Annotated in this window: 15 protein-coding genes; 14 read left to right on the top strand and 1 reads right to left on the bottom strand. The window is 64.8% G+C overall.

The features are described from left to right. Positions 1-49: 49 nt before the first annotated feature. The 5 genes from AC0IXR_RS06105 (at position 50) to hisA (ending at position 3663) form a co-directional block, all read left to right on the top strand. Complete coding sequence (locus tag AC0IXR_RS06105) at positions 50-925, top strand: S-methyl-5'-thioadenosine phosphorylase (RefSeq protein WP_207413598.1); 876 nt, start codon at positions 50-52, stop codon at positions 923-925. Between the two features lie 193 nt (positions 926-1118). Then, the gene (gene hisB / locus AC0IXR_RS06110; protein ID WP_471760256.1) at positions 1119-1706 is read left to right on the top strand and encodes an imidazoleglycerol-phosphate dehydratase HisB; all 588 of its coding nucleotides are present in this window, start codon (positions 1119-1121) and stop codon (positions 1704-1706) included. Between the two features lie 33 nt (positions 1707-1739). Next, positions 1740-2228, top strand: coding sequence for a DUF2628 domain-containing protein (locus AC0IXR_RS06115; protein ID WP_471760074.1), 489 nt, complete (start codon positions 1740-1742; stop codon positions 2226-2228). Beyond that, entirely contained in the window at positions 2228-2887 is a 660-nt protein-coding gene (gene hisH / locus AC0IXR_RS06120) for an imidazole glycerol phosphate synthase subunit HisH (protein WP_311275388.1), read from the top strand. Before AC0IXR_RS06115 ends, hisH begins: the two co-directional genes overlap by 1 nt. 41 nt (positions 2888-2928) lie before the next feature. Beyond that, on the top strand, positions 2929-3663 hold the full coding sequence (gene hisA / locus AC0IXR_RS06125) for a 1-(5-phosphoribosyl)-5-[(5-phosphoribosylamino)methylideneamino]imidazole-4-carboxamide isomerase (protein WP_056430488.1): 735 nt from the start codon (positions 2929-2931) through the stop codon (positions 3661-3663). A gap of 142 nt (positions 3664-3805) precedes the next feature. On the opposite strand, the gene AC0IXR_RS06130 is transcribed toward hisA, so the two are convergent. Then, a complete protein-coding gene (locus tag AC0IXR_RS06130) occupies positions 3806-4303 on the bottom strand; it encodes an outer membrane protein assembly factor BamE (protein ID WP_471760075.1) in 498 nt (165 codons plus the stop codon). A 173-nt stretch (positions 4304-4476) separates the two neighbouring features. Here AC0IXR_RS06130 and AC0IXR_RS06135 point away from each other — a divergent pair, with 173 nt between their 5' ends. From AC0IXR_RS06135 to AC0IXR_RS06175, 9 genes are all read left to right on the top strand, one after another. Then, a complete protein-coding gene (locus AC0IXR_RS06135) occupies positions 4477-5031 on the top strand; it encodes a ubiquinol-cytochrome C chaperone family protein (protein ID WP_311275387.1) in 555 nt (184 codons plus the stop codon). 1 nt (position 5032) lies between these two features. Then, the gene (locus tag AC0IXR_RS06140) at positions 5033-5539 is read left to right on the top strand and encodes a YceD family protein (protein ID WP_056429883.1); all 507 of its coding nucleotides are present in this window, start codon (positions 5033-5035) and stop codon (positions 5537-5539) included. Between the two features lie 238 nt (positions 5540-5777). Next, on the top strand, positions 5778-6812 hold the full coding sequence (gene plsX, locus AC0IXR_RS06145) for a phosphate acyltransferase PlsX (protein WP_056255658.1): 1035 nt from the start codon (positions 5778-5780) through the stop codon (positions 6810-6812). Positions 6813-6839: 27 nt separating this feature from the next. Then, positions 6840-7817 (top strand): beta-ketoacyl-ACP synthase III, encoded by a 978-nt coding sequence (locus AC0IXR_RS06150; RefSeq protein ID WP_056429888.1) that lies wholly within the window; start codon positions 6840-6842, stop codon positions 7815-7817. Positions 7818-7946: 129 nt separating this feature from the next. Beyond that, a complete protein-coding gene (locus tag AC0IXR_RS06155) occupies positions 7947-8267 on the top strand; it encodes an integration host factor subunit alpha (protein WP_056429891.1) in 321 nt (106 codons plus the stop codon). Between the two features lie 86 nt (positions 8268-8353). After that, positions 8354-8845, top strand: a complete 492-nt coding sequence (locus tag AC0IXR_RS06160) for a MerR family transcriptional regulator (protein WP_056430493.1) — start codon at positions 8354-8356, stop codon at positions 8843-8845. Positions 8846-9043: 198 nt separating this feature from the next. Continuing rightward, entirely contained in the window at positions 9044-9493 is a 450-nt protein-coding gene (locus AC0IXR_RS06165) for a hypothetical protein (RefSeq protein ID WP_056429894.1), read from the top strand. A gap of 183 nt (positions 9494-9676) precedes the next feature. Then, positions 9677-11629, top strand: coding sequence for a PrkA family serine protein kinase (locus AC0IXR_RS06170; protein ID WP_471760076.1), 1953 nt, complete (start codon positions 9677-9679; stop codon positions 11627-11629). A 109-nt stretch (positions 11630-11738) separates the two neighbouring features. Further along, entirely contained in the window at positions 11739-13040 is a 1302-nt protein-coding gene (locus AC0IXR_RS06175; protein WP_471760077.1) for a YeaH/YhbH family protein, read from the top strand. The last annotated feature ends 24 nt before the right edge of the window (positions 13041-13064 follow it).

A 13064-nucleotide genomic window follows, 5' to 3' on the forward strand; every position in this document is an offset into this window, starting at 1 on the left:
CTGCGGGCACGCCCGGCGCGCCCTCAATGAAGACCACAGGAGATTCGGCATGACCGCAGCAGTGCTCGGCGTGATAGGCGGATCCGGTGTCTACGATCTGCCAGGCCTCGAAGACATCCGTGAAGAAGCCGTCGTCTCGCCCTGGGGCGAACCCTCCGATTCGCTGCGGATCGGTCGGATCGGCGCGACCAAGGTGGTCTTTCTTGCCCGTCACGGACGGGGCCATCGCCTCTCTCCCTCCGGCATCAATTACCGCGCCAATATCGATGTGATGAAACGCGCCGGCGTCACCGACATCGTCTCGGTCTCGGCCTGCGGCTCGTTCAAGAGCGAGCTTCATCCCGGCCTGTTCGTCCTCGTCGACCAGTTCGTCGACCGGACTCACGGCCGGGAATCGTCGTTCTTCGGCAATGGCTGCGTGGCGCATGTGCCCTTCGCCCATCCGGTAGGGCCGGCCCTTCAGGCGCGCATCGCGGCAGCCGCCGCTGCCGAGGAGCTGCCTGTCCATCGCGGCGGGACTTATGTCTGCATGGAAGGCCCACAATTCTCGTCCTTCGCCGAATCCCGGACCTACAAGGGCCTGGGCTACGACGTGATCGGCATGACCAACATGCCGGAGGCCAAGCTCGCCCGCGAGGCGGAGATCACCTTCGCCACCATCGCCATGGTGACGGATTTCGATTGCTGGCATCCGGGCCATGCCGATGTCGACGTCGCCTCGGTCGTCGCGGTCGCGCGCGCGAATGCCGACAAGGCGGCCCGGCTGATCTCGCGGATCGCCCGCGACTTCCCGGCCGAGCGCGAGGAATGCCCGGCGGGCTCGCACCGTGCCCTGGACGGCGCGATCATGACCGCACCATCCCACCGCGATCCGGAGTTGCTGGCCAAGCTCGACGCCGTAGCGGGGCGCGTACTCGACGCCTGAACCCGGCAGCATTCGACAGTAAGGCCTTTCCAGAGGAAGGCATTTGCCTCTAGAGCGTCGGTCCCGATAGCGATCCGGATCGACGGTCCGGAGTTCTCGTTCGGCATAGGCTCGTGGGCGATGTCCCCCATGAGCCGATGCTCTTGAAGGCGGCCCTGTCCGTGACGGTCAAACCATGAGCGAACCCTCAGCGATGCGCTCCGCAAGCATCAGCCGCCGGACGGCGGAGACCGACGTCAGCGCGTCCATCGGACTCGATGGAACCGGCCGATCGACGATCTCGACGGGAGTCGGCTTCTTCGACCACATGCTCGAACTCTTCGCCCGGCACGGGCTGTTCGACGTGGAGGCCAAGGTCACCGGCGATCTCCATGTGGACCACCACCACACCGTCGAGGATACCGGCATCGCTCTGGGGCAGGCCTTTGCGCGGGCGTTGGGCGACAAGCGTGGAATTGCGCGCTACGCCGATATCCACATGCCCATGGACGAGGCACTGACGCGGGTCGCCATCGACATTTCCGGGCGACCCTTCCTCGTGTTCCGCACCACGTTCAAGGTGGAGAAGATCGGGCAGTTCGACACCGAGCTGGTGCGTGAGTGGTTCCAAGCTTTCGCCATGAATGCAGGGATCACCCTGCATGTGGAGACTTTGTACGGCGACAACGCGCACCATATCGCGGAGAGCTGCTTCAAGGGCTTGGCCCGTGCCTTGCGGAAAGCGGTTGCGGTCGATCCCCGCGAAGACGGTCGGATTCCCTCGACGAAGGGTTCTCTGTAGGGCCTTCGCGGGCGGGAAGAGGCGGACAGACGCATGCGCACCTACACCATTCATCTGCCGTCGGATGCCGTCGCGGGCGAATCTCACGGTCTCGACCGGGCAATCCTGGTCCCCGACGGGTTCTCGCTCCAGGCCTTCGTCTTCGGTCCGCTCTGGTTCTTTTTTCACCGACTCTGGCTGGCCGGTCTCGGTGTGCTGGCCCTCCTCGTGGCAGCCGGTTTTGCCGGTCGTTTCCTGGGGCTCGGCACCTTCGCGGGCTTCCTCATAACGATTCTCCTGCTCCTTCTAGTGGGGATGGAGGCATCCAGCCTGCGCCGGTGGACCTATGCCAGGCGCGGTCGTCCCGCCCGTGACGCCGTGGTCGCCCATTCCGCCGAAGAGGCCGAGATGAAGGCTGTGAACCGCTGGCTGACGGCTCCCCCCGTGGTCAGGCCGGGTCCGAGCGCCTATCCCGCCGCATCGGCGCGACCGGTCGATACGGCCATCGGCATGTTCCCCTTCGCCGAGCCGCGTCGTTCGTGATGTCCGAGACCGTCGCCATCATCGATTACGGATCGGGCAATCTGCATTCGGCCGCCAAGGCGTTCGAGCGCGCCGCCCGGGAAGCGGGACTGAGCGCGACCCGCATCGTCGTCACCAGCGATCCCGACGTGGTGTCGTCCGCAGACCGCGTCGTGCTGCCCGGCGTCGGCGCCTATGCCGATTGCCGCAAGGGCCTCGATTCCGTCTCGGGCATGGTCGAGGCGATGACGCATGCCGCCCACGAACGCGGCCGCCCATTTCTCGGGATCTGCGTCGGCATGCAGCTCCTCGCCAGCCGGGGCCTCGAATACGAGGTCACGCCGGGGCTCGGCTGGATCGCCGGCGATGTCAGCCCGATCCGCCCGTCCGACCCCGACCTGAAGGTTCCCCATATGGGTTGGAACACCCTTCGGCTCGAGCGTCCGCATGCGCTTCTCGATGGCATCGCCACGGGCGAGAACGGGTTGCACGCCTATTTCGTCCATAGCTACGCCCTCGATCCGGTCGACCGGCGCGATGTCGTGGCCGACAGCGAGTATGGCGGTCCGGTCACCGCCCTCGTTGCGCGCGACAACGTCGCCGGAACCCAGTTTCACCCCGAGAAGAGCCAGCATCTCGGTCTGGCGCTGATCGCGAACTTCCTGCGTTGGCGTCCGTAGACGCCCCACCGCTCATCGACATTCAGAAAGCGACATCCACCGTGATCCTGTTTCCGGCGATCGATCTGAAGGAAGGGCGTTGCGTTCGCCTCGTCCAGGGTGACATGGCGCAGGCCATCGTCTTCAGCGACGATCCGGCCGCGCAGGCGAGCGTGTTCGAGGAGCAGGGCTTCTCCTGGCTTCACGTTGTCGACCTCGACGGGGCCTTCGCGGGCGCGCCGATGAATGCGTCGGCGGTGGACGCCATCCTCGCCCGCACCAACCTTCCGGTTCAGCTCGGCGGCGGGATTCGCGAAATGCGTACGGTGGAAGCCTGGATCGAGAAGGGCGTCAGCCGGGTCATCATCGGCACGGCCGCCGTACGCGACCCGGCCTTCGTACGCGAAGCGGCCCGCCTGTATCCGGGCAAGATCGCCGTCGGCGTCGATGCCAAGGACGGTCGCGTGGCGGTGGAAGGCTGGGCCAAGACCTCCAGCACCACGGCCGAGGAACTGGGGCGCCGGTTCGAGGATGCGGGCGTCGCCGCCATCATCTACACCGACATCGCACGCGACGGCATTCTCAAGGGCCTGAACATCGAGATGACCCTCGCCCTCGCGCAGGCCGTGACGATCCCCGTTATCGCGTCTGGCGGCCTGGCCTCGATCGACGACGTCCATCGCCTGCTCGAACCCGATTGCGCCATGCTCGCCGGGGCGATCACCGGGCGTGCGCTCTATGACGGCCGCATCGATCCGCGCGAAGCGCTCGCCGCCATCGCCCGGAAAGCGGCGTAACACCCGGCCTTGGTGAGGGCCCCTCATGGGGCGGGCTCACCGGGACTTCGTATAGGACGTCATCGCGCCACAGTCAGAATCGACATGAAAAAGCCGCGCGCCCATGGGGCGCGCGGCTTTTTCGTTTCCCTAGGAAACGGGGTTACAGGCCGTTCTTGGCCCCGGGCACAATGCTAGCGCCCGAGCCGCTACCGAAGGGCTCGTAGCGGGTGAGGCCGCGGAACAACTGGCCGAGGAAGGCACGATCGGCGCCGCTCGTGGGCGTGGTGCGCTCGATGAAGTCGAACACCTTGCCGTCCTGGAGGCCGTAGAGAGCGATGCGCTCCACTTTGAAGCCGGCGTTGAAATAGACGGTGGTGACCTTCTGGTCCTCCACCTGTTCCCCGAGGAACAGCACCGTGCGGCGCGAGTTCTGGGTGATGTAGTACCAAGTCTTGTTGCCGACGGTGGATACCGTGGAGGGCGTACCGAGGATCTGGAGCACCTGCTCCGCGCTCATGCCAGGCTTCACCGTGGCGAGAGCGGCTTGATCGATCTGGTATCCGTGCCGGAGATCCTCACCGATGCAGCCGGAGATTCCCACTCCGACAAAGCCGATGACGGCGAGACGGCTGATCGACGAGACGAAACGGCGCGACATCAGCCACCCTTGATCCGTTGAGACAACACGACGTTTGAACGTCATAGCTCGGTGCAGATCTCCACCTGGACGTTCCGGTGGAGCTTGCGCCCTGGCTGTCGGTTGCCGTACCGCGAGGTTATGGTTTTGACAAGGCAAGCTCGGCCACACCCCTCGCGCCTCCGGTGGACGGCATGATTTCGCGATTCTTCAAGCGAAGCTCGGCGCGCGCCAGCGTCGTCGAGGCGTTGCATCTGCGGATCAACGAAGCCTCGCGGGCGCCGGGGCTCTATACCCATCTCGGCGTCCCCGACACCGTGGAGGGCCGTTTCGAATGCCTGACGCTCCACGTCATCATGGTTCTGCGACGGATGAACCAATTGCCGGCTCCCGCGGCGGACATCGCCCAGGATCTGGTCAACGCGGTCTTCCTTCAACTCGATTCCTCGCTGCGCGAACTCGGTGTCGGCGATTTCGGCGTGCCCAAGCGCATGAAGAAACTGGGTGCGGCCTTCTACGGTCGCGCGGCGGGTTACGACGGCGCCCTGGATGCGAGGGACGAGGACGGCCTCAAGGCCGCCCTGGCCCGCAACGTCATCGGCACCGAGACACCGGAGGCGGGTGCCGGCCTCGCGCGCTACGTGCTGAGAAGTGTCGATCTTCTCGATGCGCGCGACCTCGACCGGATCGTCTCGTACGGGCCGGGCTTTCCCTCCCCGCTCACCCTCAGCCAATCAGGAGACATCTGACATGACGGCAAAGTCGACGGCCGGGCCATTGTCGCGGCCATTCCGGGTCGACCGCCTGCCCAGGGACAGGGCAGGGATCGTCATTGATGCGACCCCCGAGGAAGAAGCGGCGCTGGCGGCGGATTTCCGGATTCCGGCCATCCGCGATCTCGTGGGCCGGCTACACTGGAGCGGAACGTCCGCCCGCCTCGTCATCACCGGCACGGTCTCGGCCTTCGTCACGCAGGTCTGCACAATCAGCCTCGAGCCGTTCGAGGCGGAAATCTCCGAACCGGTCGAGATCGTGTTCAGTGATCACGAGCCGGAAAAGGACGCCGGAGACGAGGAGGCCGATATCCCGGATCCGATCGTCAACGGTACGATCGACCTCGGACAGGTCACCGCCGAATTCCTGGCGCTTGGCCTCGATCCGTATCCGCGCAAGCCCGGCATCGACTTCGAGCCCGTGACCGACGCGACGGAATCGCCGCTGGCCATCCTCAAGACGTTGAAGCGCGACGAGGCCTGACGCTCGGCCCGAGCGACGGATTTTCAGGGTTCCGGCGCCGAAGTCGCGATACGGATTCCGGAAAAGCTGAGATTTCGTTTGCCCGCCGGGCTCGAACCGCTATTTTCCGCCGCGCCGAGGAGGGGCCCGCTCATGCGGGTCCATGCCTCTCGACCATCCCTTCTCGCCGAAGGGCGTCTCGTCGACCCTTTTGCAAGAGGGGTCTGTCCGTCCTGAAAGAGGCCTCCGGCCGAACCACATGTCTCAAAGAGTGTGCATCTCGCTCGACGCCATGGGCGGCGATCACGGTCCTACGACCGTGGTCCCCGGCGCCGCCATCGCGCGCGAGCGCCATCCCGAGATGACGTTCCTGATGTTCGGGGACGAGGCCATCCTCGCCCCGCTGGTGGCGGCCGAACCGCGCCTGAAGGGCGCCGTGGAGATCCGCCATACCACCGTGGCGATCTCCATGGACGAGAAGCCGAGCCAAGCCGTGCGTTCGGGCCGAGGCAAGTCCTCGATGTGGCGCGCGATTCAGGCCGTGAAGGACGGGGAGGCCGATGCGGCCGTCTCCGCCGGCAATACCGGTGCGCTCATGGCGATGTCGAAAATCTGCCTGAAGACCTTGGCCGGTATCGAGCGCCCTGCCATCGCGTGCCTCTGGCCGACCGTGCGCGGCGAGAGCGTCGTCCTCGATGTGGGGGCGACGATTGGCACAGACGCGGAGCATCTCGTGGAGATGGCCCTGATGGGTGCCGCCATGGCCAGGATCGTGTTCGATCTCGATAAGCCGACCGTGGGCCTGCTCAATGTCGGGACCGAGGAGATGAAGGGCAACGAGGCGGTGAAGGAAGCCGCCCGGCGCCTCCGTGAAAGCGATCTGCCGAACCTGACCTATCACGGCTTCGTGGAGGGCAACGACCTCGGCAAGGGCACCGTGGACGTGGTGGTCACCGAAGGCTTCACCGGCAATATCGCGCTGAAGACCGCGGAGGGCACGGCCAAGCAGATCGGCAGCTACCTGCGCGCGGCCATGAGCCGGACCCTCTCGGCCAAGATCGGATACTTTTTCGCCCGGCAGGCTTTCAAGGCACTCCGCGACAAGATGAACCCGAGCCGGGCAAACGGTGGCGTCTTCCTCGGTCTGGAGGGTATCGTCATCAAGAGCCACGGCTCGGAAGATGCCCATGGTTTCGCAGCCGCCGTCGATCTTGCGCACGATATGGCGCGTCACGACCTGATGCGGACCATTCGCGACATGCTCGAACTCACGCCCATGGCCGCCTCCGCATGAGGTGGTCGATGCCGGATCGGATCTGACATGGCGGTTATACGCTCCGTAGTGGCGGGAACGGGCTCGGCCCTTCCCGCTCGCCTGGTGACGAACGACGAGTTGACGAAGACCGTCGACACTTCCGACGAATGGATCGTCCAGCGCACGGGTATCCGTCAGCGCTACTTGGCCGATGCCGGTGAGACCACATCGACCCTGGGCATCAAGGCCGCTGCCGCTGCCCTGGAAGACGCCGGGCTCGGTCCGGAGGATATCGACCTCGTCATCTGCGCCACGTCCACGCCGGACCATACCTTTCCGTCCGTGGCGACCCAGATCCAGGCGGGGCTGGGGATACGGTCGGGTTTCGCTTTCGACCTCCAGGCAGTCTGCGCCGGGTTCGTCTACGGCGTCGCCACCGCCGACAAGTTCATTGCCTCCGGGAGCGTGAAACGCGCGCTCGTGGTCGGCGCCGAGACTTTTTCGCGAATCCTCGATTGGGAAGACCGCACGACCTGCGTGCTGTTCGGCGATGGGGCAGGGGCGATCGTGCTCGAAGCCCAGGACGGCGAAGGGACGAGTGACGATCGTGGCGTACTCACCAGCCACCTGCGGTCCGATGGACGGCACCGGGAGAAGCTCTACGTCGATGGCGGCCCCGGCTCCACCGGCACGACCGGCCACCTGCGGATGGAAGGCAAGGAGGTCTTCCGCTTCGCGGTAGGCTCGGTGACGGATGTCATCGCCGACGCGTTCGCCGCCACGGGGACGAGCGCGGACGACCTGACATGGTTCGTGCCGCATCAAGCCAACCGGCGCATCATCGAAGCCTCCGCCGACAAGCTCGGCATCGACCGGAGCAAGGTCGTCCTCACTGTCGACCAGCACGGCAACACCTCGGCGGCCTCCATCCCGCTCGCCCTCGATGCGGCCCGCAAGGACGGTCGGATCAAGCGCCGCGATCTCGTGATGATCGAAGCCATCGGCGGTGGTTTCACCTGGGGCGCCTCACTCATCCGTTGGTAGGGCGCGCCACGCTTCCATGGCATGGCCAAGCTTTGGATCGGACGCGTGGTTGACCGCGGGGCAAACGAAGATTAGCGTGTCCGATCATAGAGATACGTTAGAAAATACGATTCGTTTGGGGAATGACGCATGGCAGGGAAGACGGTCACACGCGCCGATCTGAGCGAGGCCGTCTATCAGCAGGTCGGCCTGTCGCGGACGGAATCCGCGGCTCTCGTCGAGACCGTGTTGTCGGAAATCTGCAGCTGCCTCGCATCCGGTGAAACGGTGAAGCTGTCCTCGTTCGGTTCCTTCGTCGTTCGCGGCAAAGGCCGGCGCGTCGGCCGCAACCCCAAGACCGGCGTCGAGGTTGCCATCGAGCCGCGCCAGGTGATGGTGTTCAAACCCTCCAACGTGCTCAAGGCCCGGATCAACGGCGTGAACGGCGTTGCGGAACAGGACGACGATTGAGGTCCATCATGCCGCTGGCAGCCAAGGTTCCGACCGATCCGACCTCCGGCAGGGACGGCTCCTTCGAGGCGAGCATCCCCGGCCTGATGGATCACCGCGACACCGTGGAGAAGCGCCCCGGCGCCTTCCGCACCATCAGCGAAGTCGCCGACGATATCGACGTTCCGCAGCACGTCCTTCGGTTCTGGGAAACCAAGTTCACCCAGGTCAGGCCGGTCAAGCGTGCCGGCGGTCGGCGCTACTATCGGCCCGAAGACGTCGACCTGATCAAGGGCATCCGCCGCCTGCTTCACGACCAGGGCTACACGATCCGTGGTGCCCAGCGTGTCCTTAAGGAGAATGGCATCCGCTTCGTGCAATCGGTCGGCCGAGGCGAAGCGGAGGTGGCGGCGCCGAGCCAGCGCGATCTGGACGCCGGGGATTCTGAGGCAGAGGACGAAGCGGTCAGCCATCTCGCCGGCGACGAGCGCCAGAGCCTCGATCGACAGGCTCTGAGGGCAGTGCTGGACGACCTTTACGCGTGCCGGGATGCTCTACGGCATCTCCGCGACCCGTCGGATCCTTCGGCTCACTCCTGAGACGTCCATCGGGGTCGGCGCGAGGGACGTTTTGCACCTGATGGATCGTTTGTGTCCGAGAGCGTGCGGACCCCTGCTCGCGAAGGAAACGTTCCGGTGCCCTCGACGGCGGGCAGGCGCCTTCCCACATGCATCCGGCCACGGCGGTCGCACTTTTTTCGTCCCATAAGGTCGCCAGGCATCACCGGAGACCGCCCGATGTACGCCGTCAAATCGAAGACCTCTCTCGCAGCAGGCTTGTTTCTCGCCCTGGCCAGCGTCCCGGCTATCGCCCAGGACACCGCGACCCGCTCTGAGACCGCGGCACCCGGCAAGAGCGTCCGCATTCTCATCGCCTCGAACCTGAAGGACGATTGCAAGCCGGGCTCGATGCCCGAGATCCGCATCAGCACGTCGCCCAAGAATGGATCGCTCATCACCAAGACCGGCAGCGTCACGACCCCGTCGAGCCACAAATGCCCGAACAAGAAGACCGCCGCGACGGGCGTCTTCTACCAGAGCAAGGACGGGTTCACCGGAACCGACGAAGTCGTGGTCGAGGTGAAGAAGGCGGATGGGAAGACCACGACCCAGACGATCAACATCACCGTCGGCGGTTCGGCCACAAAGGGCGGTGACGAGAGCAAGAAGGGCGCCACCGACCTGTGAGCCTAGCCTGAGACCATTCAGGCATGACGCGTCCGGCGGCCTGTATCCACGCCGCCGGACTCCGCACTGTGGCAAGCTTCCCACGCTCAATTGCCGTCGCGACCGCACTGCGACAAAACTGGGCCTGTCAGTTGCATCCTAGCCGAGACAGGATGAAGCTACGTCAGTCGTGAAGGGATCGGGATGCCAATGCCATCGACGAACGACCTGTTCCAGAGCTTTACCCGGGGTTACGAAGCACGCCGCGACACGGAGATGAGCCTCTCCGAATTTCTCGAGGCCTGCCGCGACGAACCCCTGATGTATGCGACAGCGGCCGAACGCATCCTCGATGCGATCGGCAAACCGGAATTCATCGATACGTCCAAGGATGCCCGCCTCGGCCGGGTGTTCATGAACCGGACGATCCGGATCTACCCTGCCTTCTCTGAATTCTACGGCATGGAGGAGACGATCGAGCGGATCGTCTCGTTCTTCCGGCACGCCGCGCAAGGTTTGGAGGAGCGCAAGCAGATCCTCTACCTGCTCGGCCCGGTGGGTGGCGGCAAGTCGTCTTTGGCCGAGCGGCTGAAGGCGCTGATGGAGGTCCACCCCATCTATGTGCTCAAGGCCGGTAACGAGGTCTCGCCCGTCTTCGAAAGCCCCCTCGGCCTCTTCGACCCCGAAGTGCTGGGGGCCGAGATCCAGGAGCGCTACGGCATTCCCCGCCGCCGTCTCACCGGGCTGATGAGCCCCTGGGCTCTGAAGCGCCTCGACGAGTTCAACGGCGATATCTCGCAGTTCAAGGTCATCAAGGTCCGGCCCTCACGCCTGCGCCAGATCGGCATCGCCAAGACCGAGCCCGGCGACGAGAACAATCAGGACATCTCAAGCCTCGTTGGTAAGGTGGATATCCGCCGCCTGGAGACGCTGTCCCAGGCCGACCCCGATGCCTATTCCTACTCGGGCGGCCTCAACCGGGCGAACCAGGGCGTTCTCGAATTCGTCGAGATGTTCAAGGCGCCCATCAAGATGCTGCACCCGCTGCTCACGGCGACGCAGGAGGGCAATTACGTCGGGACCGAAAATATCGGCGCGATCCCCTTCACCGGGATCATCCTGGCGCACTCGAACGAGTCCGAGTGGCAGACCTTCAAGACCAACAAGAACAACGAAGCCTTCATCGACCGCATCTACGTGATCAAGGTGCCGTACTGCCTGCGGGTGACGGAAGAGCAGCGGATCTACGAGAAGCTGGTCTCGGGCTCCGAACTGGCGGACGCGGCCTGCGCTCCCGGCACGCTGGAGATGCTGGCACGCTTCTCCGTGCTCTCGCGCCTGCGCGAACACGCGAATTCCAACGCCTTCTCGAAGATGCGCGTCTATGACGGCGAATCCCTGCGCGAGGTCGATCCCCGCGCCCGTTCCATGCAGGAATACAAGGATTCGGCAGGCGTCGACGAGGGCATGGACGGCATCTCCACGCGCTTCGCCTTCAAGGTGATGGCGGCGACGTTCAACCACGACACCACCGAGGTTTCCGCCGATCCCGTGCACCTCATGTACGTGCTCGAACAGGCCTTGCGCCGCGAACAATTGCCGCCGGAGACGGAGAAGCGCTACCTCGAATTCATCAAGACCGAACTAGCGCCGCGTTATGCCGAGTTCATCGGCCACGAGATCCAGAAAGCCTATCTCGAATCCTACCACGATTACGGCCAGAACCTGTTCGACCGTTACATCGACTACGCCGATGCGTGGATCGAGGACCAGGACTTCAAGGATTCCGAGACCGGGCAGCTCCTCAATCGTGAACTTCTGAACCAGGAGCTCACCAAGATCGAAAAGCCGGCCGGCATCGCGAATCCCAAGGATTTCCGCAACGAGGTGGTGAAGTTCGCCCTTCGCTCGCGGGCCCAGCATGGCGGACGCAACCCGTCATGGACCTCCTACGAGAAGCTGCGGGAGGTGATCGAGCGCCGGATGTTCAGCCAGGTGGAGGAACTGCTTCCGGTGATCTCCTTTGGTTCGAAGAAGGACGGCGACACCGAGAAGAAGCATGGCGAGTTCGTCGACCGCATGGTGGCGCGCGGCTACACCGAAAGGCAGGTCCGACGGCTGGTCGAATGGTACATGAGGGTGAAACAGGCGGGCTAGCTTTACGAGCGCGTCCCGTCGCGACGGACAGACGGGCGGGCATCATCGATGTCCGCCCGCCACGACCAGCGAACTGCCAGAGTCTTGAAGGCGAGGGCGAAAACACCGGATGCACATCGTCGACCGTCGATTGAATCCAGGAGGCAAGAGCCTCGCGAACCGTCAGCGCTTCCTGCGCCGGGTCAAAGACATGGCCCAACGTGCCGTGCGAGAATCGGCCCGCGAGAAGGACATCAAAGATCTCGGCAAGGATGGCCGCGTCACGGTTCCGGGCGACGGCGTTCGCGAACCGAGACTCAGCCGGCAATCCGGCACCGGATTTCAGGATTACATTCTTCCCGGCAACAAGACCTACGTGGAGGGAGACCGGATCGAGCGTCCCCCCGGCGGCGGCGGCGGAAAGGGCTCGGGGGAGGGCGGTGAGGGCTCCGAGAACAGCGAGGACGCCTTCAACTTCGTGCTGACGCGGGATGAGTTCCTCGAACTCTTCCTCGAAGACTTGGAACTCCCCGACCTCGCCAAGCGCCGCCTCTCCGTGGTGGAAACCGAGGGACTGCGTCGGGCGGGCTATACGGTGTCCGGCTCGCCCGCCAACCTCGCCCTGACGCGCACCCTGCGCAATTCCATGTCGCGCCGCATCGCTCTCAAGCGGCCGAAGCCGAACGAGATCGCGGAACTCGAGGCGCGGATCGCCGACGCCCACGGGACCGACCCGCTTCTGCCGGACATGAAGCTCGCCCTCGAAGCCCTGCGCGAGCGCACCCGGCGCATTCCCTATGTCGACCCGATCGATCTTCGCTACCGCCGCTTCGAGCCTTATCCGCGCCCCATCGCTCAGGCGGTCATGTTCTGCCTGATGGATGTGTCCGGTTCGATGACCGAGCACATGAAGGATCTGGCCAAGCGCTTCTACATCCTGCTGCACATCTTCCTCACGCGGCGCTACCGCCACGTGGAGATCGTCTTCATCCGCCATACCGACAAGGCGACGGAGGTGGACGAAGAAACGTTCTTCGGCTCGCGCGAGACCGGCGGGACGCTGGTCTCTTCGGCCCTGGTGGAGATGAAGCGGGTCATCACCGAGCGCTACAGCCCGGATGACTGGAACATCTACGCCGCGCAGGCCTCTGACGGCGACAACGTCTCCAGCGACGGGCCGACTGCCACCGAATTGCTGCGGGCGCATATCCTGCCCGCCTGTCAGCACTTCGCCTATCTCGAAGTCGGCGACGAGAACGGTCCTCGCGCCGGCTTCGTGGAGCACCGCACCACCCTTTGGCGCACCTATGAGGGGCTAGCCAAATCGGGCGGCGCCATCGCCATGCGCAAGGTCAACCACCGCCGCGACATCTACCCCGTCTTCCGCGACCTGTTCGGGCGAAAGGACGCCCGGGCGGAGGCGGAGGGGTGAGCGGCGCTCTCGCGCGCGACCCTC

The organism is Methylobacterium sp. AC832 (assembly GCF_979256025.1).

Excerpts from the sequence above, each read along its gene's own strand:
- AC0IXR_RS06155 (WP_056429891.1), top strand. The coding sequence starts at position 7,947 with ATGGCAGGGAAGACGGTCACACGCGCCGATCTGAGCGAGGCCGTCTAT.
- AC0IXR_RS06175 (WP_471760077.1), top strand. The coding sequence starts at position 11,739 with ATGCACATCGTCGACCGTCGATTGAATCCAGGAGGCAAGAGCCTCGCG.
- AC0IXR_RS06135 (WP_311275387.1), top strand. The coding sequence starts at position 4,477 with ATGATTTCGCGATTCTTCAAGCGAAGCTCGGCGCGCGCCAGCGTCGTC.
- AC0IXR_RS06150 (WP_056429888.1), top strand. The coding sequence starts at position 6,840 with ATGGCGGTTATACGCTCCGTAGTGGCGGGAACGGGCTCGGCCCTTCCC.
- hisB (WP_471760256.1), top strand. The coding sequence starts at position 1,119 with ATGCGCTCCGCAAGCATCAGCCGCCGGACGGCGGAGACCGACGTCAGC.
- AC0IXR_RS06105 (WP_207413598.1), top strand. The coding sequence starts at position 50 with ATGACCGCAGCAGTGCTCGGCGTGATAGGCGGATCCGGTGTCTACGAT.
- hisH (WP_311275388.1), top strand. The coding sequence starts at position 2,228 with ATGTCCGAGACCGTCGCCATCATCGATTACGGATCGGGCAATCTGCAT.
- plsX (WP_056255658.1), top strand. The coding sequence starts at position 5,778 with ATGTCTCAAAGAGTGTGCATCTCGCTCGACGCCATGGGCGGCGATCAC.
- AC0IXR_RS06140 (WP_056429883.1), top strand. The coding sequence starts at position 5,033 with ATGACGGCAAAGTCGACGGCCGGGCCATTGTCGCGGCCATTCCGGGTC.
- AC0IXR_RS06115 (WP_471760074.1), top strand. The coding sequence starts at position 1,740 with ATGCGCACCTACACCATTCATCTGCCGTCGGATGCCGTCGCGGGCGAA.
- AC0IXR_RS06130 (WP_471760075.1), bottom strand. The coding sequence starts at position 4,303 with ATGTCGCGCCGTTTCGTCTCGTCGATCAGCCGTCTCGCCGTCATCGGC.
- AC0IXR_RS06160 (WP_056430493.1), top strand. The coding sequence starts at position 8,354 with ATGGATCACCGCGACACCGTGGAGAAGCGCCCCGGCGCCTTCCGCACC.
- AC0IXR_RS06165 (WP_056429894.1), top strand. The coding sequence starts at position 9,044 with ATGTACGCCGTCAAATCGAAGACCTCTCTCGCAGCAGGCTTGTTTCTC.
- AC0IXR_RS06170 (WP_471760076.1), top strand. The coding sequence starts at position 9,677 with ATGCCAATGCCATCGACGAACGACCTGTTCCAGAGCTTTACCCGGGGT.